Annotated in this window: 24 protein-coding genes, 1 tRNA gene and 2 pseudogenes; 13 read left to right on the top strand and 14 right to left on the bottom strand. The window is 71.8% G+C overall.

What is annotated here, in order from left to right:
- Positions 1-10 precede the first annotated feature (10 nt).
- From AB0C62_RS35510 to AB0C62_RS35495, 4 genes are all read left to right on the top strand, one after another.
- Positions 11-151: transfer RNA gene (locus tag AB0C62_RS35510), tRNA-Leu, on the top strand.
- 280 nt (positions 152-431) lie between these two features.
- Complete coding sequence (locus AB0C62_RS35505; protein WP_362980375.1) at positions 432-2,342, top strand: FUSC family protein; 1,911 nt, start codon at positions 432-434, stop codon at positions 2,340-2,342.
- 115 nt (positions 2,343-2,457) lie between these two features.
- Positions 2,458-3,144: a DUF899 domain-containing protein gene (locus tag AB0C62_RS35500; RefSeq protein WP_362980373.1), complete on the top strand. Its 687-nt coding sequence runs from the start codon at positions 2,458-2,460 to the stop codon at positions 3,142-3,144.
- A 197-nt stretch (positions 3,145-3,341) separates the two neighbouring features.
- The gene (locus tag AB0C62_RS35495; protein WP_362980371.1) at positions 3,342-3,518 is read left to right on the top strand and encodes a hypothetical protein; all 177 of its coding nucleotides are present in this window, start codon (positions 3,342-3,344) and stop codon (positions 3,516-3,518) included.
- Positions 3,519-3,822: 304 nt separating this feature from the next.
- Here the strand turns inward: AB0C62_RS35495 and AB0C62_RS35490 are convergent.
- The 3 genes and pseudogenes from AB0C62_RS35490 to AB0C62_RS35480 all read right to left on the bottom strand — a co-directional run.
- Positions 3,823-4,167 (bottom strand): annotated as a pseudogene (locus AB0C62_RS35490) (ABC transporter ATP-binding protein); the annotation flags it as partial.
- 339 nt (positions 4,168-4,506) lie between these two features.
- Complete coding sequence (locus AB0C62_RS35485; RefSeq protein ID WP_081224085.1) at positions 4,507-4,914, bottom strand: hypothetical protein; 408 nt, start codon at positions 4,912-4,914, stop codon at positions 4,507-4,509.
- 470 nt (positions 4,915-5,384) lie between these two features.
- Positions 5,385-5,867: pseudogene (locus AB0C62_RS35480) on the bottom strand (ATP-binding protein); the annotation flags it as partial.
- Between the two features lie 187 nt (positions 5,868-6,054).
- On the opposite strand from AB0C62_RS35480, the gene AB0C62_RS35475 reads away from it, so the two are divergent.
- Entirely contained in the window at positions 6,055-6,915 is an 861-nt protein-coding gene (locus AB0C62_RS35475) for a helix-turn-helix transcriptional regulator (protein ID WP_362980369.1), read from the top strand.
- Positions 6,916-7,194: a DUF397 domain-containing protein gene (locus tag AB0C62_RS35470; protein WP_362980367.1), complete on the top strand. Its 279-nt coding sequence runs from the start codon at positions 6,916-6,918 to the stop codon at positions 7,192-7,194.
- Positions 7,195-7,335: 141 nt separating this feature from the next.
- On the opposite strand, the gene AB0C62_RS35465 is transcribed toward AB0C62_RS35470, so the two are convergent.
- Complete coding sequence (locus AB0C62_RS35465) at positions 7,336-8,763, bottom strand: PLP-dependent aminotransferase family protein (RefSeq protein ID WP_362980365.1); 1,428 nt, start codon at positions 8,761-8,763, stop codon at positions 7,336-7,338.
- Positions 8,764-8,810: 47 nt separating this feature from the next.
- Between AB0C62_RS35465 and AB0C62_RS35460 the strand changes: the two genes are divergently transcribed.
- A complete protein-coding gene (locus AB0C62_RS35460; RefSeq protein WP_362980363.1) occupies positions 8,811-9,344 on the top strand; it encodes a carboxymuconolactone decarboxylase family protein in 534 nt (177 codons plus the stop codon).
- A gap of 58 nt (positions 9,345-9,402) precedes the next feature.
- Here the strand turns inward: AB0C62_RS35460 and AB0C62_RS35455 are convergent, their stop codons facing one another.
- The 3 genes from AB0C62_RS35455 to AB0C62_RS35445 form a co-directional block, all read right to left on the bottom strand.
- Positions 9,403-10,896: a glutamate synthase subunit beta gene (locus AB0C62_RS35455; RefSeq protein ID WP_362980361.1), complete on the bottom strand. Its 1,494-nt coding sequence runs from the start codon at positions 10,894-10,896 to the stop codon at positions 9,403-9,405.
- A 161-nt stretch (positions 10,897-11,057) separates the two neighbouring features.
- Entirely contained in the window at positions 11,058-11,537 is a 480-nt protein-coding gene (locus AB0C62_RS35450) for an anthrone oxygenase family protein (protein WP_362980359.1), read from the bottom strand.
- Between the two features lie 307 nt (positions 11,538-11,844).
- Positions 11,845-12,441 (bottom strand): DUF2293 domain-containing protein, encoded by a 597-nt coding sequence (locus AB0C62_RS35445; RefSeq protein ID WP_362980412.1) that lies wholly within the window; start codon positions 12,439-12,441, stop codon positions 11,845-11,847.
- Positions 12,442-12,633: 192 nt separating this feature from the next.
- Here AB0C62_RS35445 and AB0C62_RS35440 point away from each other — a divergent pair, with 192 nt between their 5' ends.
- A complete protein-coding gene (locus tag AB0C62_RS35440) occupies positions 12,634-13,275 on the top strand; it encodes a uridine kinase (protein WP_362980357.1) in 642 nt (213 codons plus the stop codon).
- Positions 13,276-13,455: 180 nt separating this feature from the next.
- Complete coding sequence (locus AB0C62_RS35435; protein ID WP_362980355.1) at positions 13,456-13,884, top strand: CBS domain-containing protein; 429 nt, start codon at positions 13,456-13,458, stop codon at positions 13,882-13,884.
- 72 nt (positions 13,885-13,956) lie between these two features.
- Here AB0C62_RS35435 and AB0C62_RS35430 read toward each other — a convergent pair whose 3' ends face one another.
- On the bottom strand, positions 13,957-15,084 hold the full coding sequence (locus tag AB0C62_RS35430; RefSeq protein ID WP_362980353.1) for a magnesium and cobalt transport protein CorA: 1,128 nt from the start codon (positions 15,082-15,084) through the stop codon (positions 13,957-13,959).
- 183 nt (positions 15,085-15,267) lie between these two features.
- Here AB0C62_RS35430 and AB0C62_RS35425 point away from each other — a divergent pair, with 183 nt between their 5' ends.
- Positions 15,268-16,062: a methyltransferase domain-containing protein gene (locus AB0C62_RS35425; protein WP_362980351.1), complete on the top strand. Its 795-nt coding sequence runs from the start codon at positions 15,268-15,270 to the stop codon at positions 16,060-16,062.
- 101 nt (positions 16,063-16,163) lie between these two features.
- Here the strand turns inward: AB0C62_RS35425 and AB0C62_RS35420 are convergent, their stop codons facing one another.
- From AB0C62_RS35420 to AB0C62_RS35405, 4 genes are all read right to left on the bottom strand, one after another.
- The gene (locus AB0C62_RS35420) at positions 16,164-17,054 is read right to left on the bottom strand and encodes a sugar kinase (protein ID WP_362980411.1); all 891 of its coding nucleotides are present in this window, start codon (positions 17,052-17,054) and stop codon (positions 16,164-16,166) included.
- 89 nt (positions 17,055-17,143) lie between these two features.
- On the bottom strand, positions 17,144-18,049 hold the full coding sequence (locus tag AB0C62_RS35415) for a pseudouridine-5'-phosphate glycosidase (protein WP_362980349.1): 906 nt from the start codon (positions 18,047-18,049) through the stop codon (positions 17,144-17,146).
- Positions 18,050-18,248: 199 nt separating this feature from the next.
- On the bottom strand, positions 18,249-19,481 hold the full coding sequence (gene fdhA, locus AB0C62_RS35410) for a formaldehyde dehydrogenase, glutathione-independent (RefSeq protein ID WP_362980347.1): 1,233 nt from the start codon (positions 19,479-19,481) through the stop codon (positions 18,249-18,251).
- Positions 19,482-19,547: 66 nt separating this feature from the next.
- Entirely contained in the window at positions 19,548-19,697 is a 150-nt protein-coding gene (locus AB0C62_RS35405) for a hypothetical protein (RefSeq protein ID WP_362980345.1), read from the bottom strand.
- Here AB0C62_RS35405 and AB0C62_RS35400 point away from each other — a divergent pair.
- Positions 19,696-20,058, top strand: coding sequence for a cupin domain-containing protein (locus AB0C62_RS35400; protein ID WP_362980343.1), 363 nt, complete (start codon positions 19,696-19,698; stop codon positions 20,056-20,058). The genes AB0C62_RS35405 and AB0C62_RS35400 overlap by 2 nt on opposite strands.
- A 117-nt stretch (positions 20,059-20,175) precedes the next feature.
- Here AB0C62_RS35400 and AB0C62_RS35395 read toward each other — a convergent pair whose 3' ends face one another.
- Both AB0C62_RS35395 and AB0C62_RS35390 read right to left on the bottom strand, forming a co-directional pair.
- The gene (locus tag AB0C62_RS35395; RefSeq protein ID WP_362980341.1) at positions 20,176-20,730 is read right to left on the bottom strand and encodes a methylated-DNA--[protein]-cysteine S-methyltransferase; all 555 of its coding nucleotides are present in this window, start codon (positions 20,728-20,730) and stop codon (positions 20,176-20,178) included.
- Positions 20,731-20,826: 96 nt separating this feature from the next.
- Complete coding sequence (locus AB0C62_RS35390; protein WP_362980339.1) at positions 20,827-21,720, bottom strand: glycerophosphodiester phosphodiesterase family protein; 894 nt, start codon at positions 21,718-21,720, stop codon at positions 20,827-20,829.
- A gap of 276 nt (positions 21,721-21,996) precedes the next feature.
- Between AB0C62_RS35390 and AB0C62_RS35385 the strand changes: the two genes are divergently transcribed.
- Entirely contained in the window at positions 21,997-22,866 is an 870-nt protein-coding gene (locus AB0C62_RS35385) for an MHYT domain-containing protein (protein WP_362980337.1), read from the top strand.
- A 40-nt stretch (positions 22,867-22,906) separates the two neighbouring features.
- The gene (gene uvrB / locus AB0C62_RS35380) at positions 22,907-25,048 is read left to right on the top strand and encodes an excinuclease ABC subunit UvrB (RefSeq protein ID WP_362980335.1); all 2,142 of its coding nucleotides are present in this window, start codon (positions 22,907-22,909) and stop codon (positions 25,046-25,048) included.
- The last annotated feature ends 129 nt before the right edge of the window (positions 25,049-25,177 follow it).

Below are 25,177 nucleotides of genomic sequence, written 5' to 3'. Positions count from 1 at the left end.
GTGCCCACGAGCCGCGGTAGCCCAATCCGGCAGAGGCAGACCGTGATCAATCTCAGACTCTTGCTCCAGACTCAGCATTCGCCGCCGATCGCCGGATCGACCGGGCCCGGGCCCCAGACGTCGAAATGCTGGTTCAAGTCCAGCCCGCGCAGCTCGATGCGTGGTGGTCCAAAGGCAGGACGCGGCGACATAACGACTGACCTGGGTCCTCAAGCGTGCCGGCGTGCGACATGGTGGCACTTCCAGGGTCCGGGGGCCGGCTACGCCCTCGGACCCGCTCCTCCTCCGTCTTCTTCTCCGGCCCTCCCGTGAACTGTCACACCGCGGACATGTACGCGATCACTTTCCACCGGCAACGCGCAGTACCGTAGGAAGCGCACCAGCCCGGCCGACGTCGCCCGAAGGCACCCGCCTCGTCCGACAGGAGCCCCGTGCGCCCTACCCGCGTCGCCGTACCGCCCTGGCTCGCCCACACCCTGCGCGCACAGCGCGGACCCGTGCCCTGGAGCGCGGTCGTGCGCGGTGCGCTCACCGCCGGACCGCTGCTGCTCGCGGCCGTCCTGAGCGGCCGTACCTCCCTCGGAGTCGTCGCCGCCCTCGGCGCCATGTTCGCCGGGATCAACGACCGGCCGGGAAGCCGGCGCGTCGCCGTCGAACGGCTCGGCGTGCCCGCCCTCGCCGGAGCCGCGGGGCTGCTCGTCGGCTCGTACACCGGTCAGCACACCGGCGCCGTCACCCTCACCCTCGTCCTCACCGCGCTCGGGCTGCTGGCCGGAGCCGTCAGCGCGATCGGACCCGTCGCCTCCGGTGCCGGGACCCAGCTGCTCGTCGCCTCGGCCATCGGCGCAGGCATGCCGCTGCCCGAACCGGGATGGCAGCGCGCGCTCCTCTATCTCGGGGGCGCGGCCTGGCTCCTCGGCCTGCGCCTCGCCCTGCCGACGACGGCCGTGAGCGCCGGCGACTACCGCTTCGACGGCGAGCGGCACGCCGTCGCGGGCGTGTACGACGCCGTCGCCCGGCTGCTGCTCACGGCCGGCGGCCCGGACGCGCCCCGGGCCCGCATGGCGCTCACCGCCGCCCTCGACCAGGCCCAGGACGCCCTCACCGGACCCCGGCTGCGGCGGTACGCGAGTTCCGCCGCCGAACGGCGACTGCACGCGCAGTACGCCGCAGCACTGCCCCTCGCCGAGGCCGCCACCGCCCTCGCCTGGGCGGGCGAACCCCTGCCCGAACGGGCCGCGGAAGGATCCCGGCGGCTCGCCGACGCCGTCCGCACCGGTGCCCCCACCGGGCCGCTGCCCGCCCCCGCCGTCCCCGGCAGCCGCTCCCGCCCGCGGTACGACACCTCCGTCGCCCCCGCGCTGCGCGCCCTCCACGACGCGCTGCTGCACGCCGCCGACACCTTCGACCGGGGCTCCGGGGACGCCCTGCACGCCCGGCGCCGCACGGCCGTCTCCCATCTGCGCACCGCCCTCGGCTCCGGCGGACGCGAGTACGGGATCCGGGTCGCCCTCAGCTTCGGGGCCGCCGTCGCCGTCGCCCAGGCGCTCCACCACGCCCGCTGGTACGGCAACCACCCGCACTGGTACTGGCTCCCCGCGACCGCCGTCTTCCTCGTCAAGCCGGACCTCGGACCGCTCGCCTCCCGCGTGCTGTGCCGGGCGGCGGGCACCGTGCTCGGCGCGGTCGCGTTCGCGGGCCTCGCGGTCGTGCTGCCCCGGCCCGGGGGGCTCGTCGCCCTCGTCGCGCTCAGCGGCGCCCTCATCCCCGTCGCCACCCGGCACTTCGCCGCCCAGACCGCCGTCGTCACCGTCCTGGTCCTCGCCCTCGTGATGGTCGGCGGGGAACCGCAGGCCTCCTGGAACCGCCTCGGCGAGACACTGCTGGCCTGCGCGATCGTGCTGGTCGTCGGGCACCTGCCGACCCTCGGGCAGCGCGGCGGCACCGTACGGGCCCGGCTCACCCGGGCCACCCAGGCAGCCGACGACTACCTCGCCCACGTCCTCGACCAGGGAACGGCCGACGACCGCACCGGCCGCTGGGTGCTGCGCCGGGAGGCCTATCGCGCCCTGGCCGAGGCCCGGACCGCCATCGAGCTGGCCGCAGCCGAACTCCCCTCCCTGGCTCGGCACTCCGCGGGCACGGACGACGTAGCCGTCACCCTGGAACGCCTCGTCGACACCGCCACCGCGTGCGCCGTACAGCTCGACGACACCGGCCGGCTCGCTCCCCACCACACCGAGCGCGTCACCCAGCTCCTCGGTGAACTGGCCGAGCACCGCGAGCGCGTGGGCCTGCGCCCGGCCCCCGCACGGCCGGCCCCGGTGACCGCCGGAGGCTGACCTCTTCGGAGAACGGCCTCGCAGAACCGCGAAAAAAGAAATCCACGGAACGCCGATGAGTTCCGGTCCTCCCGCCGGTCACCACGGAGCAGGCACCGTTCCGTTGGAGGGGCACATGACGCTTCCGGAGATCGTCTCGCGCGAGGAGTGGCGCGCCGCACGCGAGGAACTGCTGGTCAGAGAGAAGGCGGCCACACGCGCCCGGGACGCGCTGAACGCGGCGCGGCGCGGCCTGCCGATGGTCGAGATCGACAAGGAGTACGTCTTCGAGACGGGCGACGGCAAGGCGACCCTGATCGACCTCTTCCGCGGACGGGAGCAACTCGTCGTCCAGCACTTCATGTTCGCCCCCGACTGGGACGCCGGCTGCCGCAGCTGCTCGGGCTTCCTCGACCAGATCGGTCACCTCGCCCATCTGCGGGCCCGCGGCACCGAGTTCGCCGTCGTGTCCCGGGCGCCGTACACGAAGATCCTGCCGTTCAAGGCGCGCATGGGCTGGACGGTGCCCTGGTACTCGTCGTACGAGAGCGACTTCAACCACGACTTCCAGGTCTCGTTCGGCGGCGACGAGCCTTCCGAGCGGCCGGGGGTGAGCTGCTTCCTGCGGGACCGGGACCGGGTCTTCCACACGTACTCCACGTACGAGCGCGGTCTCGACGGGCTCGGGTCCACGACCTCCCTCCTCGACCTCACCGCGCTGGGGCGTCGGGAGGAGTGGGAGGAGCCCAGGGGGCGCGCGTCCGCACTGGGGGCGCCCGCAGGGAGTGAACGCATCCGGTACCACGACGAGTACGACGACTGAAGTCACCGGCTCCGCCCTGCGGACGAGGCTGCTCCACCCAGCTGACCTGCTGGTTTCGCCCTTTCGGTGCTGTGTCGCAGGCCACATCGGGCTCCGTGACCCGGTGTCGGCTTCGTCTCAGTACTGTCACTTCCCGAGTCGTTCACCCTCTGGCAGGCGTTTAACTCTTGAAGAGCAGCGCGACATGGAGGTACAGGGTGAACGGGCGAATGGTGCTTGAGCGCTTTCCGGCCGGCGGACCGCGCGGGTCGTGGCCCGCGGAGGAGTTCGCGCAGGCGCGCCGCAAGGAGGGCCAGACCGTCGAGGTCGTCATGGACCTCACCTCCGACACGTTTCTCGTCGTCGTCGGCGGCGGGAGCGACCTGGGCGAGTGAGGCGGACCGACGTGAGCGAGGCGAGCGGGGCGCGGAACGCGCGCGGGACCGGCCGGGACCGTGACGCTCAGCCGCGTTTGAGGGCGGGCAGCCTCACCGTGAACTGGTCGGCCTGCAACGCGTACAGCTCCGCGTAGACCCCGCCCGTGGCCGGCAGCTCGTCCGGGGTCCCGGACTCCACGAGCCGGCCCTGGTCCAGGACGTGCACGAGATCGGCACGGCGTACGGACGCCAGCCGGTGCGTGATGAGGACGACCGTCTGTCCCGTTCCCGCCAGAGCCCTGATCTTCTCGAAGACCTCCAGCTCGGCCTTCGGCTCCAGCCGGCCCGTGGCGTACGTCGAGGCAGCGCGCAGCAGCGTGCCGACCAGCATCACGGCGGCCATCGTGATCAGGGCCGGAACCGCTCCCCGCAGCCGGTCGTCGACCGGGCCGCTCGCCATCCGCCGCCCCAGCACGCTGTTGACGGCGAGCAGACCGACGGCCTGGGTGCCGCCCCGCGCCACCTCGGCCGTCACCACCGCCCGTGCCGCGCGCGGATCCGCCGTCCAGGCGAGGCGAAAGCTGGACGCGAGCAGCGACGGAAGCCGCGCCACCATCGCCCGGAGGTTCAACTCCAGGAAGGCGTCGGCGTGTTGGGGCCAGCCCATGTCGTAGCGGAGCGGTCCGCCGAACAGCAGGCGCTCGGAGTCCGACGACGGAGGTCCCTCGTCACTGCGCTTCCGCTTCCGCGGTGACCTCTTCCTCCGCCTGCTGCGCTGGGGTGCGGGATTCTCCACCAGTGGCCTCCCCCGGGGGGGGCTGCGGGCAAGGCCCCTCCCGGGCAGGCCCGCACGGGCCCTTCCCCGGGAACGCGCCGCTCCATCCGCGTGGCCGGTGGCGTTCGGCGGCGGTCGGCGCACTCCGGGCGCACCCGTGACGCCGGCGGGTGGTCCCCGCGAGCCCCCGGACCGTCGGCGGACAGCCGGTCGAGTGGCCTACGGGGTGGCTCAGGCGCTGATCGGACGCGACCAGACGGGTGTCGTCCCCGTCACCCGACACACGGCCAGATACAGGGGAATCGGCGGGGTGTACGGAAGCGTGCCATCCGGTTTGTGGATGAGCCCGGGAATCTGCGGCGCGTCGGGCACGACGGCCCCCGTGGCGTAGTGAGCGGGCGCCGGCCATTCCAGGGCGACGTCGGAGTCGGAGGGAACGATCCACCACCAGTGGGCCGGGTCCGCGTAGACGCAACCCACACGCGGCAGCCGCGGCAGCAGCAGCGGTCCGAGGCGGGCGGGCACCGACACCGCGTCACAGCCCAGTGGCACCGTCATGCCCTCGGGGACGGGAAGACGTCTCGACGGCCCGGGCACGCGTTGCCCGCGCTTCATCCGGACCAGCGTGTCCAGGCTCATGGCCTGCGTCGCGAGTCCCGCCGTCGACGTACGCCTCACAGACTCCTCCGATCCCGATCCCGATCCCGATCCTGATTCCGGCTGGGGGCGGAGGGGTCCCGGGGAACCCCCACGGTTCCTGTCCTCCAGGACCCCTCCGCTCCCTCCGCCCCGGTCCCCCGACCGTCGTTCGGCGGCTTCTTCGCGCTCCAGCCCAGATCGGCCCGCGGGCGGGTGTCCTCGTCGGGCGAGCCGTCGACCCGGCCGGCGTGGTCCGGCCGCGTCCGATCCGGAAACGCGTGGTCCGGCTGGGCGGCACGGTCCGGTGCCGTGCCGTCGTGCCGCGTGTCGCGCGGTACGACGGGCGGTGCTGCCGGTGCGGAACCGGCCTCGAAAGCGGCTTCGAGCCGGTCCAGGTCGTCCAGACCGACGTGGTGGGCCGCGTCCGGCACGGCCTCCACGTCGCCTTCGGCGTTTTCGTGGGCCCGGCCTGCCGAGCGCGCGAGCTCCGCCCACACCAGCAGGCCGGGCCCGGTGTCCTGGGCCCCCCAGGCCCTGGACACCGCCGCGACGAGAAGCAATCCCCTCCCGTGCTCCTCGTCCGGCTGTTCCGACGAGGGGCGCGGTTCACCCGGCGCGCATCCCTCGTCACACACGGCTATGCGCACCAGGTCGTCGGCGTCGTGCAGTTCGCACACGACGCGTTGCCCGGCGGCGTGCACGATCGCGTTGGTGACCAGCTCGGAGACCACGAGGGCCGCCGTGTCGCAGGTGTCCTCGCACACCGACCAGCCGGACAAGCGGGACCTGGTCAGACGTCTCGCCTGGGCCACGGAGCCGGGGTGTGCGGCCAGCTCGAAGCGGAACCGCCGTTCGGCGGCCGCGCCGGGGCGATGCCCTCGGGCGGCGCGGAGACCGAACCGGTCTTCGGCGGTGTCTGTTCCTAACGGCGCGGACGGAATCACGCTTGCCACTATCGCCCCGCCGTGAACACTTGGCAAGTGTCACTCTGAAAAATGCAGAGTGCTGTATGACGCCGTGGAGGCGCGTGGCACACTGCTCGCAACAGCATCCCGAGCGGCGCCAGTTGGGATCGTCGAGGAAGACGAGGAAGAACCCGAACGGCGCCGCCCGGGCTGTCCGGATTCAGTGGAGGTGGACGTGAGCGAACCGCGGTCCGCGCCGACGGTCGGCCAGGTCGTCCTCGGTCGGCGACTGCTGGACCTGCGGGAACGCGCGGGTCTCAAGCGTGAGGAGGCCGCACGCATCCTGCGTGTCGCCCCGGCCACGGTCCGCCGGATGGAGATGGCGGAGGTCTCCCTCAAAATTCCGTACCTCCAGCTGCTGCTGAAGTCGTACGGCGTCAGCGACGAGGAGGCGGAGGCCTTCGTCCAACTGGCGGAGGACGCCAACAAGCCCGGCTGGTGGCAGCGGTTCCACGACATCCTGCCGGACTGGTTCTCCATGCACGTCAGCCTGGAGGGCGCGGCGGCCCTTCTGCGCTCCTACGAACCCCACTTCGTGCCGGGCCTGATGCAGACCGAGGACTACGCCCGCGGCGTCATGAAGGCGGGTGCCATCGGGCAGACCCGCCCCGAGGACATCGAGCGCCACGTGGCCCTGCGCATGCAGCGCCAGGACCTCCTCACCCGGGACGACGCGCCCCGGATCTGGGCCGTGATGGACGAGACGGCCCTGCGCCGCGCCATCGGCGGCCCCGAGGTCATGCGCGCGCAGATCGACAAGCTGCTGGAGGTCACGGAGCTGCCCAACGTGACGTTGCAGGTGATGCCGTTCTCCAACGGCCCGCACCCCGGCACGTACGGGCCGTTCGTGCTGTTCCGGTTCGCCATGCCGGAACTCCCGGACATGGTCTACAGCGAGTACCTGACCGGCGCCGTCTACCTGGACGCGCGTTCCGAGGTGGCGACCCACCTGGAGGTCATGGACCGCATGGCGGCGCAGGCCGCCACGGCACATCGCACGAAGGAGATCCTCCGGGATCTCCGCAAGGAGCTGTGAATGGAACGCATCAAGCCGGAACGCATGCACACGCGGGCAGGCCAGTTGCGCATCTACAACGGAATGCCCGCCCGTGAACTGGGCAGCGAGGGCTGGCACAAGCCGTGGAGCGGCGGCAACGGCGGGAACTGCCTGGAGGCGATGAAGCTCGCCGACGGCCGGATCGCCGTGCGCCAGTCGGCGGACCCGGACGGTCCCGCCCTCATCTACACGCCGGGTGAGATGACGGCGTTCATCCAGGGCGCGAAAGCGGGAGAGGCGGACTTCCTTCTCTCCTGAACGACTTGGGTTCTCTTTTCTCCGAACGTCCTGAATGTGATGCCGACATGATCCGACACCGAGACGCGGGCCCCCGGAGACTCCGCGACGAACGCACCGAGTAGCAGCAGGAGTTGCGCGCCCGCCCCGTGCGCGGCGCGCTCACCCCGGTGGCAGCGCGCCGCACAGTGCTTCCAAGGCCGCCCCGTACGCGTGTTCCGCGGGTGTCGCGTACCCCACCACCAGCCCGTCCGGCGCGGACGTCACCGCCTCCGGGTGCCGGAAGCCGGCGAGCCCGTCGAGCGGGACTCCCCGGAGGGCCGCCGCCTCCACCGTAGGCCCCTCCGTTCCCGGCGGCAGCCGCAGCACCGCGTGCAGTCCCGCCGCGATCCCCGTGACCTCGACGTGCGGAGCCCGCTCGGCGAGCGCGGCGACGAGCCGGTCGCGTCGCCCCCGGTACCGCTGCCGCATCCGCCGCACATGCCGGTCGTAGGACCCCGAGTCGACGAAGTCGGCGAGGGCCAGCTGCTCCAACACGCTCGCCCACGCCTCCCGTTCCCCCTTGACCTCCAGGACGGCGTCCACAAACCGCTCCGGCAGGACCATCCAGCCGAGCCGCAGCGCCGGTGACAGGCTCTTGCTGACCGAGCCGATGTGCACCACACGCTCCGGGTCCAGCCCCTGCAACGCCCCCACCGGCCGGCGGTCGTAGCGGAACTCCCCGTCGTAGTCGTCCTCCAGGATCACCCCGTCCCGCGCGCGGGCCCAGTCGATCACCGCCGCGCGCCGCTCGGCGTGCAGTGGTCCTCCGGTCGGGAACTGGTGCGCGGGCGTGAGCAGCACGGCCCGCTCCCGCCCCAACGCGCCGACCTGGGCGCCGTCCCCGTCCAGCGGCAGGGGCACGGTCCGTACGGAGGCGGCGGCCAGCAGCTCGCGGTGAAAGCCGAGGCCGTACGACTCGACGGCCAGCGGGCCCCGCAGGACCTGGGGGAAGAGCAGCCGCAGGGCGTGCGCGAACCCCGAGCAGATCACGATCCGTCCGGGTTCCGCGCGCACCCCGCGCGCGCGTGCCAGGTACTCGGCGAGCGCCTCCCGCAGTTCGATCCGTCCGGCCGGATCGCCGGGCCCGAAGGACTCGTTGGGCGCCTGCTGCAGCGCGCGGCGGTAGGACGCCAGCCAGGCCGCGCGCGGGAACGACGACACGTCCGGTGTGCCCTGCCGCAGATCGTGCCGGGGGCCCCGCGCACGGGACGCGGCCTTCTCCGGTACGGGCACGGGAGCGTCCCGGCGCCGTCTGCCGGGCGGGGGAGCGACACCGGCCGCGACCCGGGTGCCCGAGCCCTGCCGTGCGGTCAGCCAGCCCTCGGCGACGAGTTCGGCGTACGCGTCGGCGACCGTGTTGCGCGCGACCCCGAGGTCCGCGGCGAGCGAGCGGTACGGCGGCAGCCGGGTGTCCGGCGCGAGCCGCCCGCCGCGTACGGCCTCGCGCAGCGCGCGGGTCAGCGCGGCCCTGCGCCCGCCCGGACCCGACAGGTCGAGGTGCAGGTCGGCTCCGATCCGTTCCGCGGAATTGACCCATGAATCCGTCATGGAAATGCACCCTACCGCCGGTCTTTCCGCCGCGTAGATTCATGGTCATGACGACGAACACGAACACCGCGGCGACGACCGACACGACCACCGCGGGAGCCACCGCCACGGCCGGGACCGGCAACGGCGGGACCGGGCGGATCGACTTCGCGAAGGCCGCGCCGAAGGTCTTCCGCGCGCTCGTCGGCTTCGACGCGGCGGCCCGGGAGGGGCTCGACCCGGCCCTCGTCGAACTGATCCAGATCCGTGCCTCGCACCTCAACCACTGCGCGTACTGCCTCCACATGCACACCAACGACGCCCGCAAGGCCGGGGAGAGCGAGGACCGGCTGCACATGGTCGCGGTGTGGCGCGAGGCCCGTCACTTCTTCACGCCGAAGGAGCAGGCCGCCCTCGCCCTGACGGAGGCCGTGACGCGTGTCGCCGACGCGGGCGTGCCCGACGACGTCTACGCCGAGGCCGCCGCCCACTTCGACGACGCCGAACTGGGGCACGTCCTCGCCCTGATCCTCACGATCAACACCTGGAACCGGGTCGCCCTGTCGACGGCCAAGGTGGCCGGAACCGACGAGCGCCGCTGAGGCGCGGCGTCGTCGTCGCGACCGCCGTGGCCGTGGAGCGCGGTCGGGCGTCGGCCGCTCACGCGGTCATCGGACGGTCGTACGGGCCGATCGGGGCCGGCAGGCGCAGCCGGTCCGCCCCGCTGAGCGCGCGGTCCACGGCCGCGGCGACCGCCCTGCCCTCGGCAATGGCCCACACGATGAGCGACTGGCCGCGTGCCGCGTCACCGGCGGCGTACACACCGGGGACGTTCGTGGCGAAGTCCGGGCCCCGCGCGATCGTGCCGCGCGGCTCAAGTGCCAGGCCCAGCTGGTCGATCAGGCCGTCGTGCCGGTCGGGTCCGGAGAAGCCGAGCGCGAGCAGAACGAGGTCGGCGGGCAGCATCCGTTCGGAACCGGCGACCGGCCGGCGCCCCGCGTCGACCTCGACGAGGTGCAGCGACCGCACCCGGCCCTGCTCGTCGCCGGTGAAGCGCAGCGTGGACGCCGCGAAAAGCCGCGCGTCCGCGTGCGCGGCGGGCGCCGTCCCCAGCGCCCCGGCCTCCTCGTGCGCGCCGGAGAGCCGGTAGATCTTCGGATACGTCGGCCACGGCTCGACGTCCTCGTCGCGCGCGACCTCCGGCTGCGCGTAGATGTCGAGCTGCGTGACCGACGCGGCACCCTCGCGCACCGCCGTCCCCAGACAGTCCGCCCCGGTGTCGCCGCCCCCCACGATCACCACGTGCCGGCCCGCCGCCGACAGCGGGGAGACCTCCAGGTCCCCCTCGCACACCCGGTCGGCCAGCGGCAGGTACTCCATGGCCTGATGGATGCCGGACAACTCCCGCCCCGGCACCTCCAGATCACGCCAGGCGGTGGCGCCCGTCGCGAGAATCACGGCGTCGTAGCGGGACGTGAGATCCCGCGCCCCGAGATCGGTGCCGATGACCGTCGACGTACGGAACTTGGTCCCCTCCGCCCGCATCTGGGCCAACCTCCGGTTCAACTGCCGCTTCTCCATCTTGAACGCGGGGATCCCGTACCGCAGCAGGCCGCCGATCCGGTCCGAGCGCTCGTACACGGCGACGGTGTGCCCGGCCCGCGTCAGCTGCTGCGCCGCGGCGAGGCCGGTGGGCCCCGATCCCACGATCGCCACGGTGCGGCCCGACAGCCGGTCCGGCGGCCGCGGCGGGGTGAGCCCGTCCTCCCAGGCGCGGTCGGCGATGGCGACCTCGACGTTCTTGATGGTCACCGCGGGCTGGTTGATCGCCAGGACACAGCCCGCCTCGCAGGGCGCGGGGCACAACCGCCCGGTGAACTCGGGGAAGTTGTTCGTGGCGTGCAGGCGGTCGCTCGCCGCCCGCCAGTCGTCACGGGAGACGAGGTCGTTCCACTCGGGGATCAGATTGCCCAACGGGCACGCCTCGTGGCAGAAGGGGACACCGCAGTCCATGCACCGGTCGGCCTGCCGGCTGACGATCGGCAGCAGGGCCCCGGGGACGTACACCTCGTTCCAGTCCCGCACACGCTCTTCGACGGGCCGGCGCGGATACTCCTCGCGCGGCGTGGTCATGAACCCCTTGGGATCGGCCATGGCCGTCTCCCTCACGTACGCGGACCGGGTGCGGGACCGCACGACCGCAGGGCGTCATCGGCCACGGAAACCGGGCGGCACTCCTTTCTCCCCACGGTACGTCTCCTCCGCACACCTCGCCGCCCCACCCGGGTGCGGCAGCGGGACGGCGACAGGCCGGTTCAGGTGAGAGCCAGGGTGTAGGACACCGCCGCGGCCGCCGAGGCGATCGTGCGCACGTGGTTCCACATCGTCCACTCGCGCACATAGGTGGGCCACAGCGCTGTGGCCTCGGGCGTCCCGGGGTCCAGCCCCATCAGCACCTCGTTGCGCGGGACGTTCGCCGCGATCGTCACCCCGAACGAGCCGAACAGGTACAGCGCGCTGCCGAGCAACAACTCCACCGTCGCCTCGGCCGGCCACACCACGAACGTCACCACGGAGAGCACCGCGCACAGCACCGCGGTCCCGACGAACACGAGCATGAACGGCGGTCGCAACGCCGCGACGTTGATCGCTTTCATCGCGGCGACCCCCTGCGCCGGGGGCAGCTGGGCGAGCGCCCGCATCACGAACGTGGAGAACCCGCAGAAGACCCCCGCCACGAGTCCGCAGCCGAGCACCCCCAGCAGCGTCAGCACGAAATACGGTCCGTCGATCATGTCCACTCCCAGCCACCCGTCGATACCCCGTCACCCGTCACCCGTCACCCGTCACCCGGCGCCCGTCGACATCGCCACGTCCACGTCGGCGCCGCGTCACAGGTCCGGCACGGCCTGCCACGCCGCCGAACAGTCGCCGAGACGGCTGAGGCCGAGCCAGTGATCCTGCACAGCGTGAGCCGACACCACAAGTGAAATCCGCCCGGACGACCGCGACCATGGCCGAGTGCCGCGCACCCATGCGCGAGCCTCCAGCGCCTCCGCCCCGCGCTCTCGGGGACGCCGTTCGCGCCCCCTCCGCTGTTTCTCACACCCCTTCAGTCCTCTCGGCGCGCCACTCCTGGAGCCTCGCGTCCACCACCGACGCGATCCGGAGACGCGCCTCGTACCGCGGCACCCCGGTCATCAGCAGCTCGTCGTACGCGGTCTCCGTGTGCCGGACGGTCGCCCGGACCGCCGCGGTCACCGCCGCCTCGGACAACGCCCGGCCGGCCGAGCTGCGCCCGACCCGCCCACTGCCGCGCACCGAGGCGTGCGCGGCGATCGCGTACGCGCGGTCGGCGGGACAGCACGGGAACAACCTGCCTATCTCCCGTGCGAACGCCTCGGTGAACCGCACGTCCTCCGCCTCCCGGCGCCGCGCGTCCCTGGCCTGGCGACGCCGTCGCGCCTCGGCGTCCGCCAGACACCGCTCCTCGGCCCGGGCGAGCGCGGCCTCCTCGACCAGCAGGCCCTGCCGCTCGTACCGGCCGCGCCGCCGGTGGAACCGCACCACCACGGCACACAGACCGCTGTCCTCCCGCGACCTGCGCGTCAGCGCGCTGTCGCCCCGCGGCAGGAACACGAGGTGACCGAGATCCGCACAGTCCAGACAGCGTGGCGCACCCTCATCGAGAACCAGCAGCGCGAGGGGGCCGCGCCGGCAGTCGGCACAGTGCCGCTTCCTGAGCGGCTGGACGACGACAAGCGCACCGCCGGTCCGGCGCGGGGGAGCGGCGACCGTGCCATGGGGGGTTCCTTCCCCGTCCCTGGCCGTCGTCCACGTGGTGGGCCCGGGCGGCTCCTCCCGCCCGCCCTCCCCGGTGGTCGATGCATCATGGGCCCTGTGCGACTCGAAGCGATCACCTGGGAACGGCTCGGCGACCTCCTCGCCGACCGGCTGCTCGACCTGAAACCGGCCGACGGCGGCTCCTGGCCCCGCATCGCGTTCGACGGAGCCCCGGCCGCCCTCCCCGGCGACCTCGCCCAACGCGTCTCCGAGGCGCTGCGCGTCCGTGGTCGTCCGTCTCTCGTCGTCGGCACGGAGGGCTTCCTGCGGCCCGGCTCGCTCCGGTTCGAGTACGGGCACCAGGACGTCGACGCCTACTACGACGGCTGGTTCGACACCGGCGCGCTGTGGCGCGAGGTCTTCGGCCCCCTCGAAACCGGCGGCGACGGGCGGGTCCTGCCCGACCTCTGGGACCCTGTCACCGACCGCGCGACCCGCAGTGCGTACGTCCAACTCCCGCCCGGTGGAATCCTGTTGCTGCACGGCCCCCTCCTCCTGCGCCACTGGTTCCCGTTCGACCTCAGCGTCCACGTCCTCCTCTCGCCGGGCGCCCTCCGCCGCCGTACCCCCGAGGCGGAGCACTGGACCCTGCCCGCCTTCGCCCGGTACGAGGACGACGTGGATCCGGCCGGCACGGCCGATGTCCTGGTGCGTGCCGACGACCCCCGTCATCCGGCGTGGAACGGCTGACCCGAGCGCGGCCCGACCCGCTCGGTGGAGCCCGCCGTACCGGCCCCGTCCCGTGGCTCACGCACCCGGGGCGTACCGACCTCCAGGTGCGTAGCCCCTGAAGCGCGGCGAGAATATAGGGCGCCGGGACTAGCGGTGTGTTCGGCGCCGCGCCGGCCGTCCGGCACCGGGAGGTACTCCATGACCACCGCCGGAGACATCATGCACCGTGGTGCCCAGTGGATCCCCGCTCACGAGACCCTGGACCGCGCCGCCCAGCTCATGCGCGAGCTGAACGTGGGCGCGCTGCCCATCAGCGACGAGAACGAACGCCTCTGCGGCATCCTCACCGACCGCGACATCGTCGTCGGCTGTGTGGCCATGGGCCACGACCCCGCTCGGGTGACCGCGGGCGACATGGCCCACGGGACACCCCGCTGGATCGAGTCCGAGGCCGACGTCGGCGAAGTACTCACGGAGATGAAGGGCAATCAGATCCGACGGCTTCCCGTGATCGAGAACAAGCGGCTCGTCGGCATGATCAGCGAGGCCGACCTCGCCCAGCATCTCAGCGACGAACAGCTGGCCGGCTGGGTGGAGAGCGTCTACGCGAGGAGTGCGACGGGCTGAGCCGCCGCCGCGTACGCCCGTCCTCCACGGCGCGCACTCTCGTCCGGTCGGCCGTGCCGGGCGAGAGGTGTGTCAGAGCCAGCCGTTGCGCCGGAACCCCCGGTAGAGGACGAGACAGGCGACGGATATGACGCCGATGACGATGGGGTAGCCGAACCTCCAGTGCAGCTCGGGCATGTTGTCGAAGTTCATGCCGTAGACGCCGCAGACCATCGTCGGCACGGCGATGACCGCCGCCCACGCCGTGATCTTCCGCATGTCCTCGTTCTGTGCGACCGTCACCTGTGCCAGGTGGGCCTGCAGGATCGAGTTGAGCAACTCGTCGAAGGCGGCTATCTGCTCGGTGGCCCGCAGCAGATGGTCCGAGACGTCCCGGAAGTACGCCTGTATCTCCGGGTCGACCACGCGGATCGGCCGGGTCGCCAGCTCCTGGACCGGGCGGGCGAGCGGCACCGCGGCCCGCTTCAGTTCGAGGAGTTCCCGCTTGAGCTGGTAGATACGGCCCGCGTCGGTGCGGGCGCCGTTCTCGGCGAACACGTCGGCCTCGACCTGGTCGATGTCCGCCTGGACCGAGTCCGTGACGCTCACGTAGTCGTCGACGACGTGGTCCGCGATCGCGTGCAGGACGGCGGCCGGCCCCTTCGACAACTGCGCCGGATCCGACTCCAGTTCCTCCCGCAGCGGACCCAGCGAACCGTGCCGTCCGTGGCGCACGGTGATGACGAAGTCCGATCCGACGAACACCATGATCTCGCCGGTGTCCACCACCTCACTGGTCGCCGTCAGCTCGGTGTGCTCCACGTAGCAGACCGTCTTGAACACGGCGAACAACGTGTCGCCGTACCACTCCAGTTTCGGACGCTGATGGGCCTCCACCGCGTCCTCGACGGCCAGCGGGTGCAGGTCGAAGAGCTCGGCGATGCCCGCGAACTCCTGCTCCGTCGGCTCGTGCAGCCCGAGCCAGACGAACCCCTCGTCCCGCTTGCGGATCCGCTCCACGGTGTCGACCAGGTCCCGTCCCTCCGGGACCCGGGTGCCTTCCTGGTAGGCCACGCAGTTCACCACCGCGGAGCCCAGCGGTGACCGGGCGTGGTGACTGAGGTCGACACGGGGCCGCCGCCGCGTCAGCCGCGCCACCTTGCGGAGGCCGCCGACGGCACTCAGCGCCGTCACCCTCCGCAAATTCCCTGCCATGGACATGGGATCTCCTCGTGGATCTCCTCGGGTCGCTATCTGCGCCTGGCGAGCCAGTCTGCCAGTCCTGCTCCGACACCGGAAAAGGCTGTGGGAATGGAGGATTCCGTTCCGCCGTGCGGGGTGGCCGACTCCTCCGCCCCGCGGGATGGGCGGCCCGACAAGCCGGTCAACTGGGATGATCCACCCATGACGCGAACCGACGGTTATCTCCTCGACAACCAGCAGGACGAGGCGGGACAGCGCTTCCAGGCCTTCGCCACCCTCTTCGACCCCACGACGTTCCGGCACATGGAACGCTTCGGCATCGGATCCGGCTGGCGCTGCTGGGAGGTCGGGGCGGGCGGCACGTCCGTGGTGTCCTGGCTCGCCAAGAAGGTCGGCCCCACAGGCAAGGTCGTCGCGACCGACATCGACACCTCGTGGGCGGCCTCGGCGGCCCGCCCTCCGGTTCAGGTCCGGGTCCACGACGTGGGCACCGAGGAGCCGCCCGGTGAGGGCTTCGACCTCGTGCACGCCCGGCTCGTACTGGTCCATGTGCCGGACCGGGAGCGGGCGTTGCGTTCGATGATCAAGGCCCTGCGGCCCGGTGGCCGGCTCCTCGTCGAGGACGCCGACCCTGCCCTCCAGCCCCTCCTCTGCCCCGACGAGCACGGCCCCGAGCAGCAGCTCGCGAACCGGCTGCGCCAGGGCTTCCGCAAGCTCCTCGCCGACCGGGGCGCCGACCTCGCCTACGGCCGCAAGCTCCCACGCCTGCTGCGTGAGGCGGGACTGCGCGGCGTCGAGGCCGACGCGTACTTCCCCGTCACCTCTCCCGCCTGCACCGTCCTGGAAACGGCGACGGTCCGTCAGGTCCGCGACCAGCTCGTCACCGCGGGCCTCGCGACCCAGGACGAGATCGACCAGCACCTGGCGAACGTCGCCGCCGGTTCCATGGACCTGGCGACGGCACCGATGATCTCGGCCTGGGGGCGCAAGGGCTGAACGGTCGGCGTCGCCGGGCAGCGCCGGCCGTGGCGCTTCATCCCGGCCGGGGAGGCGATCCGTGGGGCCGGGGCATCGTCCGAAGCGCCGACTGCCCGCCGTCAACCGTCCGCCGGTGGCCTCCCTCCGACCCGTTCCACCGCCTTCGCCCCCGCCGCGCAGCCCGCGACCGCTGCGACCTCCGGCGCGGTTCCCGCGAGCAGCGCGGCGAGGAACGCGCCGGTGAAGGCGTCACCGGCGCCCGTCGTGTCCCGGGGCTTCGCCGTCCGTGCCGGGACACGGGCCCGGACGGTCCCGGCACGGGCCACCAGGGCACCGGCACCGCCCTGCTTGACGACGACCAGAGAGAACTGACGGCTCAACTTGGCCGCCGCGTCCGCCGGATCGGGCAGCCCCGTCAGCAGACAGGCCTCGTCCCGGCTGGGCAGCAACACGTCCACCCCCGCCGACAGTTCAAGGAACCGGTCCACACCCAACGCGGTGAGGAAGCCGGCCGACGCGGGGTCGACGCTCACCGGCACGCCGGCCGCGCGGGCCGAGTCCAGCGCCACCGACACCAGCGCCCTGCTCGGCTCGGAGAAGAACAGATACCCGGACAGATGCAGCCACCCGACCCCGGCGAGCAGTCCCGGTGACCAGTCCTCCGGAGCGAGCCGCAGGGACGCCCCGCTGTCCGTGAGGAACGTACGCTCCGCCGACGCGCCGGAATCCACGAGACAGATGACCGTCCCGGTGGGCGCCTCCGGATCGGTGACCAGGAGCGGCCGCACGCCGCTCGCCAACAGCTCACGCTCGTGCCACTCCGCCGCGTCGGAACCGACCCGGCCGAGCAGCCGTACGTCCGCACAGCCCGCGAACGCGGCCCAGCACGCGACGTTGGCGCCCGCGCCGCCCGGCACGGTACGGATGGCGGCGGCCGTGTCCGTGCCGGACGCGAGCGGCCCTCGATGCCGCGCCACGACATCCGTGACGACGTCCCCGACGACGAGCAGGGCGCCGCGAGCGGGACGCGATCCCTCGCCGGGGGCCGCGCTCTCCGCGCCGGACGGGGCGCGTTCCGGGGCGTCCCTGCCCGCGCCGCTCACGCGCTCGCCCAGGCCGCCGCGATCCGTCCCGCGAGCCGAACATTGCCCCGTACCGCCGCCAGATTGGCGCTGAGCGAAGCGCCGTCGGTGTGCCGGACCAGATAGCCGAGCAGGAACGGCGTCACCGCCTGCCCGGTGATCCCCTCCGCCTCGCACGCCTGCAACGCGTCGGCGAGCACACGCGCGTGCAGGGACGGATCGAGCTGCTCCTCCCGCGGAACGGGGTTCGCCACGATCAGCGACGACTCGGGGGAGTCCAACGCGTCCTGGGCGCGCATCACCTCCGCCACCTGCTCCGGGGACTCGAGCGTCCAGTCGACGGGGTGTCCCGAGTCGGAGAGGTAGAAGCCGGGGAACCGGTCCGTGCCGTACCCGGCCACCGCCACTCCCAGCGTCTCCAGACGCTGCAGCGTCGCCGGCACGTCCAGGATCGACTTGACGCCCGCGCACACCACCGTGATCCGGGTGCGGGCCAGCAGGCCCAGATCGGCGGACTCGTCCTGGGTCACCGTCCATTCACGGTGCACACCGCCGAGGCCGCCCGTCGCGAACACCCGTACCCCGGCGCGTGCCGCGAGCAGGGCCGTCGCGGACACCGTCGTCGCCCCGCTCGCCCCCGAGGCCACGGCGAGCGGCAGATCACGGTGGCCCAGTTTCCGGATGCCGTCCTCGTTCGCGACCCGCTCCACCTGCTCCTTGTCCAGGCCGACGTGGGGCCGGCCGTCGAGCACGGCGATCGTCGCGGGTACGGCGCCCTCCTCCCGGACGACCCCCTCCAGTTCGAGCGCGACCTGCAGATTGCGCGGACGGGGCAGCCCGTGCGCGATGATCGTCGACTCCAGGGCCACCACCGGCCGGCGCGCGTCGAGCGCCTCCCGTACCTCTTCGGACACCACGATCACGCGTCTGTCTCCTGTCGGTCGAGGTTCCCCGTCCCTGGATCTCTGGCGGGCGACGCGCCCTCCCAAACCACCAGGGCGCCCGTGCACGACACCCGGGGCGGGCGCCGAGGGCAGGGCAGGCACCGGATCCGCCGACGAGAGCAGGGCAGGGAGAAGGGGTGCTCCCAGGCGTGCGGGAGCACCCCTTCCCCTGACGAGGTCAGACGGGCCGTACGCCCGCGAGTGCCCCATGGGGATCGATGACGTACTTGCGACTGGCGCCCTGGTCGAACTCGGCGTAACCGCGCGGTGCGTCGTCCAGGCTGATCACGGTCGCGTTGACCGCCTTGGCGATGTGCACGCGCTCGTGCAGGATCGCCTTCATCAGCCCCCGGTGGTACCGCATGACCGGGCACTGACCCGTCGTGAAGCGGTGGCTCTTGGCCCAGCCCAGGCCGAGGCGCACCTTCAGCGTCCCGGTCCGCGCGTCCTGGTCGATCCCTCCCGGGTCGTCCGTCACGTAGAGGCCGGGAATGCCCAGGGAGCCGCCCGCGCGCGTGACGCCCATCAGAGAGTTGAGGACGGTCGCGGGCGCCTCCTCGGCGTCCCTGCCGTGTCCCCGGGCCTCGAAGCCCACGGCGTCGACCGCCGCGTCGACCTCGGGTTCACCCAGGATCTGCGCGATCTGGTCCTCCACGCCGCCCTGCGACACGTCGACGGTCTCACAGCCGAAGCTCCGCGCCTGGGCGAGGCGTTCGGTGTTGAGGTCCCCGACGATGACGACCGCGGCGCCCAGCAACTGCGCCGACGCCGCCGCGGCCAGTCCCACCGGGCCCGCGCCGGCGACGTACACCGTCGAACCCACTCCGGCGCCCGCGGTGACCGCACCGTGGAATCCGGTCGGGAAGATGTCCGACAGCATCGTCAGGTCCAGGAGCTTCTCGCGCGCCTGGTCGCGATCGGGGAACTTCAGCAGGTTGAAGTCCGCGTAGGGGATCATGGCGTACTCGGCCTGGCCACCGACCCAGCCGCCCATGTCGACATAGCCGTAGGCCGCCCCGGGCCGCGCCGGGTTGACGTTCAGACAGATGCCGGTGTTGCGCTCCTTGCAGTTGCGACACCGTCCGCAGGCGATGTTGAACGGCACCGAGACGATGTCCCCGACCTCGATGAACTCGACGTCCGGGCCGCGTTCCACTACCTCTCCGGTGATCTCGTGTCCGAGGACCAGCCCCTCCGGCGCGGTCGTACGGCCCCGCACCATGTGCTGGTCACTGCCGCAGATGTTGCTGGCGAGCACCTTGAGAACGACTCCATGCCGGCACATGCGACCGACGTTGTCGGTAGCCACCCCCGGCCCGTCCTGCAGTTCAAGCGTCGGGTGGTCGATGGTCCTGACCTCGACCGCACCCGGCTTGAGATACGCGACTGCCCTGTTTCCGCTTCCGCTCATGCCTGTTCGCCGTCCCTTCGGCTCCGTGACGTCGGACGCCAGCGGCTGTGCGCAGGGCGGAGTCTGCTACCGGCCGGGCCTCCCGGCCACCCCGCGCGTCGGGACTTTCTCGAACGGCGGCGCGACCACCCGCGCGAGGCGGGAGACCCTCTTGGCCCCGGTGAGGAGACCCTCCTCGCTCTGGCGCACGGGCATGCCCTTAGGGTGTGCGCTCATGACCACGAACTCCCAGGCCACCCCGTCCTTCGCCGTACACATCCCCGACGCCGAACTCGAGCTCGAGCCGCTGGACCCGGCCCAGATCGTCTCCGGCGACCCCGTCGTGACGGGCAAGGTGCTGTGGGAGTCCGCCGACGGTAAGCAGCTGCGCGGCATCTGGCAGATCACGCCCGGCGTGGTGACCGACACCGAGGCGAACGAGCTCTTCGTCGTCGTCAGCGGGCGCGCCACCATCGAGGTCGAGGGCGGTGACGTCATCGAGGTGGGACCCGGTGACGCGGCGGTCCTGCGCGAGGGCGACCGCACGACGTGGACCGTCCACGAGACGCTCCGCAAGGCGTACCACATCAGCCTCTGAGGACGACCGGACCGGGAACGGCGGGCCCGCTCGCAGGGCTGCGACCGCGGGGACGGCACGGCCCGTCGTCCCGCCGAGGTGACGCCGACCTCCGCACAGCGGGGACGGACGCCGACCTCAGAACAGCGGCTCGGGCAGGACGCCCTCCAGCGCCAGCAGCTTCCGCTTGGTCTCCAGGCCGCCCCCGAACCCGCCGATCCCGCCGTCGCGCTCGACGACCCGGTGACAGGGCACCACGACCGGCAGCGGGTTCGAGCCCATCGCCACCCCGACGGCCTGCGCGGCGCCGGGCTGGCCGACCCGGCCGGCCAGGTCGCCGTAGCCCACGACGGAACCGAACGGAACGCCCGAGTTCAGCTCTCGCAGCACCTGGCGGTTGAACCCGGAGATCAGTGACCAGTCGAGCGGCAGGTCGAAGGCGCGGCGTGCTCCGGCGAAGTACGCCTCGACCTGGCGTATCGCCTCGGTGAGCAGGGGGGAGTCCGGTGCCTCGACGGGCGTGCTGCCCAGCCGGGACGCGAGCCGGTCGAGCGCCTTGTCCCGCACGGCGTCCGAGGCGTGGAAGACGACGTTCACCAGGCCGTCGCGGGTCGCCGCGAGGAGCAGCGGACCGATGTCCGTGGCGACGACCGCCCACACGACCTGCTGCCCGTCGGGCCCATGGCTGTTCATGCGCTCCACGGTACGGCCCGCCACTGACAACGCCCGGGGCGTGGCCGGAGGTACCGGTCCACGCCCGGGCGTTGTGCCCTGGGCCCGTCGCTCGGATCAGCCCCGGCCGCGCGGCCGGCGCGGCACGTCCAGGGTCCTGCTGACCACGTCGGGCACGTTCGTGATGACGCCGTCCACCCCGAAGCCCGCCACGCGGCGTGCGGCGGCCGCGTCGTCCACGGTCCAGGCGAACACCTTCATCCGCCCGTGCGGCCCGTGCAGCGCGTGGACCGCGGACACGTAGTCGGCCGAGAGCGAGGTGTGGTCCGGGTTGATCTGGTCGGCGAACCGCGCGTACCGGGGCAGTTTCCCGACCGCCGGCGTGCCCAGGAGCGCCGTCGTGATGCCCGGTCGCAGGTCGTGCACGATCCGCACGCTGTCGGCGCTGAAGCTCTGCACGATCAGACGGTCCCTCAGGTGCACCGGGTCGAGCCAGCCCTCGTTGCTCAGGAGCTTGAGGGTCTGCCGCTCGATGCCCGGATACAGCTCCGGGTTCTTGATCTCCAGGACGAGCTTCTGGTGGTTGTGCGAGACACGCTCCATGTACTCCTTCAGGGTCGGCACCCGCACGCCCGCGTACCGCGCGCCGAACCAGCTCCCGGCGTCGAGGTGGGCGATCTCCGCCGCGGTGAAGTCCTTGACCTTCCAGGGGGCGCGGTCGGGGTAGACCTCCTCCACGTCGGTCGTGCGTGCCAGCGAGTCGTCGTGCAGGACGACCAGTTGCCCGTCCTTGGTGCGCTGGACGTCGTTCTCGACCCAGTCGAATCCCAGCTCGGCCGCGTGGTCGATGGCGGCCAGGGTGTTCTCGGGCGCGTAGGCGGAGGCACCCCGGTGGGCGATGACCAACGGGGCCGTGGGCCGGTCGCCCGCCTTGGCGTGCGGGCTGGGCAGTATCAGAACGGCTCCCCCAAGAAGCGCGGCGGTCGTGGCGGCGGCAACGCGCGCAAGCATGCGTACTCCTTGCGTCGAGAGATAACGGACAGCAACAGAGTGACAGCAGAGAGTCAACGAATGCGGTTAGCGAGATGGCCATGAATTGAATGGAGTTGCCCAAGTCCGCTCACTTGCGCCGCACAGGTGGGGGGAGGTCGTGTTTCTTTGCCGGAAAATCGTTCGACCATTCCGGTGGGGGTCATACTCTCTGCCTCAGCCCGGTCCGCTCCCGCGGTCCCGAGGGTGGGGGCATTTCGGAGCGTTCACAGAGCGACAGCGGAAGGGCAGCCGCGCATGCAGGGCACGGTCGACGGCTTCAGTTACGGACTCGTCACACCGTTGGTGGCGTACTTCATGGCCTGCTTGGGCGGGGCACTGGGACTCCGCTGCACCACCCGGTCGATGCTCGTCGCCGGCCCGTGGCGCGCCGGCTGGCTCGCGCTCGGCTCGGTCGCGATCGCATCCGGCATATGGACGATGCACTTCATCGCGATGATGGGTTTCTCGGTCGACGAGACCCCCGTCCACTACGACCGGCCGACGACCTTCGCGAGTCTGGGCGTCGCCGTCGTGATGGTCGGCATCGGGATCTTCATCGTCGGCTACCAGGGCGCCACCGGGACGGCCCTGTTCACCGGAGGGACCATCACCGGTCTCGGCGTCGCCTCCATGCACTACCTGGGCATGGCCGGGATGCGGCTCAACGGGAACCTCGCCTACAACACGTTCACCGTGTCCGCCTCGGTCGTCATCGCCGTGGTGGCCGCCACCGCGGCCCTATGGGCGGCCGGGCAGGTGCGGGGATTCCTCTGGAGCGTGGGGGCGAGCCTCGTCATGGGACTCGCCGTCAGCGGGATGCACTACACGGGGATGGCCGCCCTCAGCGTCCATCTGCACGGCGCGGCAGGCGCCAGCCCGGCCGGGGACTCGGCGGCCTCCCTGCTCGCGCCCATGATGATCGGCCCCCTGGCCTTCCTCTGCCTGGCCGGCGTCGTCGTCCTGTTCGACCCGCTCATGGTCATGGGCAGGGCCGACTGGATTCCCGCGGAGAGCCGGCGGCCCGGCATCCCGGCCCATCCGGTCACCACGCGCCCCGCCCGCCGGACGGCCGTCCGCTCCGGACCGGACCGCGGACGCCGCTCCGGAGCACCGCAGAGCCGCTGATCAGGCCCGGTTGTCAGTGCGGGGTCGTACGGTGGATTCCATGCGGCCCGTATCCAAGATCGAACGTTCGGTGGCGCCCTTCGAGGTCGTCAGCTCCTTCCAGCCCGGCGGTGACCAGCCCACGGCCATCGCCGACCTGGAAAAGCGCATCCGCGCAGGTGAGAAGGACGTCGTGCTGCTGGGCGCGACCGGCACCGGCAAGTCCGCCACCACCGCGTGGATGATCGAGAAGCTCCAGCGCCCCACGCTCGTCATGGCCCCGAACAAAACCCTGGCCGCCCAGCTGGCCAACGAATTCCGCGAGCTGCTGCCGAACAACGCCGTCGAGTACTTCGTCTCGTACTACGACTACTACCAGCCCGAGGCCTACGTCCCGCAGTCGGACACCTACATCGAGAAGGACTCCTCGATCAACGAGGAGGTGGAGCGGCTGCGCCACTCCGCGACGAACTCGCTGCTGACCCGCCGCGACGTCGTCGTGGTCGCCTCGGTCTCGTGCATCTACGGCCTCGGCACGCCGCAGGAGTACGTGGACCGCATGGTCAACCTCAAGGTGGGCGACGAGATCGACCGCGACGACCTGCTGCGCCGCTTCGTCGACATCCAGTACACGCGCAACGACGTGGCCTTCGCCCGCGGCACCTTCCGCGTCCGCGGCGACACCATCGAGATCTTCCCGGTCTACGAGGAGCTCGCCGTCCGCATCGAGATGTTCGGCGACGAGATCGAGGCACTCTCCACGCTCCACCCGCTCACCGGCGAGGTCATCAGCGACGACGAGCAGGTCTACGTCTTCCCCGCCTCGCACTACGTGGCCGGTCCCGAGCGCATGGAGCGCGCGGTGAACGACATCGAGAAGGAGCTCGAGCAGCGCCTCGCCGAGCTGGACAAGCAGGGCAAGCTCCTGGAGGCCCAGCGCCTGCGCATGCGGACGACGTACGACATCGAGATGCTCCGCCAGATCGGCTCCTGCTCCGGCGTGGAGAACTACTCGATGCACTTCGACGGCCGTGAGCCCGGCTCCCCGCCGAACACCCTCATCGACTACTTCCCGGACGACTTCCTGCTCGTCATCGACGAGTCGCACGTCACGGTCCCGCAGATCGGCGCGATGTACGAGGGGGACGCCTCCCGCAAGCGCACCCTCGTCGACCACGGCTTCCGCCTGCCCTCCGCCCTGGACAACCGCCCGCTGAAGTGGGAGGAGTTCCAGAAGCGCATCGGCCAGACCGTCTACCTCTCGGCGACCCCCGGACAGTACGAGCTGTCGCGCTCGGACGGCCATGTCGAGCAGATCATCCGCCCCACCGGCCTCATCGACCCCGAGGTCGTCGTGAAGTCCACCGAGGGCCAGATCGACGACCTGGTGCACGAGATCCGCAAGCGCACCGAGAAGGACGAGCGCGTCCTGGTCACGACGCTCACCAAGAAGATGGCCGAGGACCTCACCGACTACTTCCTGGAGCTGGGCATCCAGGTCCGCTATCTGCACAGCGACGTCGACACCCTGCGCCGCGTCGAGCTGCTGCGGGAGCTGCGCGCGGGCGAGTTCGACGTCCTGGTCGGCATCAACCTCCTGCGTGAGGGCCTCGACCTTCCCGAGGTCTCCCTGGTGGCGATCCTCGACGCCGACAAGGAGGGCTTCCTGCGCTCCGGCACCTCCCTCATCCAGACCATCGGCCGCGCGGCGCGCAATGTCTCCGGCCAGGTCCACATGTACGCGGACAAGATCACCCCGGCGATGGCGAAGGCCATCGACGAGACCAACCGGCGCCGCGAGAAGCAGACCGCGTACAACAAGGAGAGGGGCATCGACCCGCAGCCCCTCCGCAAGAAGATCAACGACATCGTGGCGCAGATCGCCCGCGAGGACGTCGACACCGAGCAGCTGCTCGGCTCCGGGTACCGCAAGTCGAAGGACGGCAAGGGTGCCAAGGCCCCCGTGCCCGCGCTCGGCGGCAAGGCCGCGAAGTCCGGCAAGACCGCCAAGTCCGCGAAGAACGCGGACGCCGTGCCGACCGACCGCCCGGCGGCCGAACTGGCAGGGCAGATCGAGGAGCTGACGGAGCGCATGCGCGCGGCCGCCGCCGACCTGCACTTCGAGATCGCGGCCCGTCTGCGCGACGAGGTCTCCGAGATGAAGAAGGAGCTGCGACAGATGAGGGAGGCGGGCATGGCCTGACGGCCACGCCGACGGCGCCGGACCTCGGCGGATGCGCTCTGTGTTGCAAGACCGACACAAAGTACGTCCCGGGCTTCGGCGCCGTCACCGCCGCTGCGTAGGGTTCTGCTCATCCGCGGAGTCCGCGGC

It is taken from the genome of Streptomyces sp. NPDC048643, from assembly GCF_040650615.1.
Lineage (GTDB): Bacteria > Actinomycetota > Actinomycetes > Streptomycetales > Streptomycetaceae > Streptomyces.
This window is presented reverse-complemented; position numbering and strand designations above follow the sequence as displayed.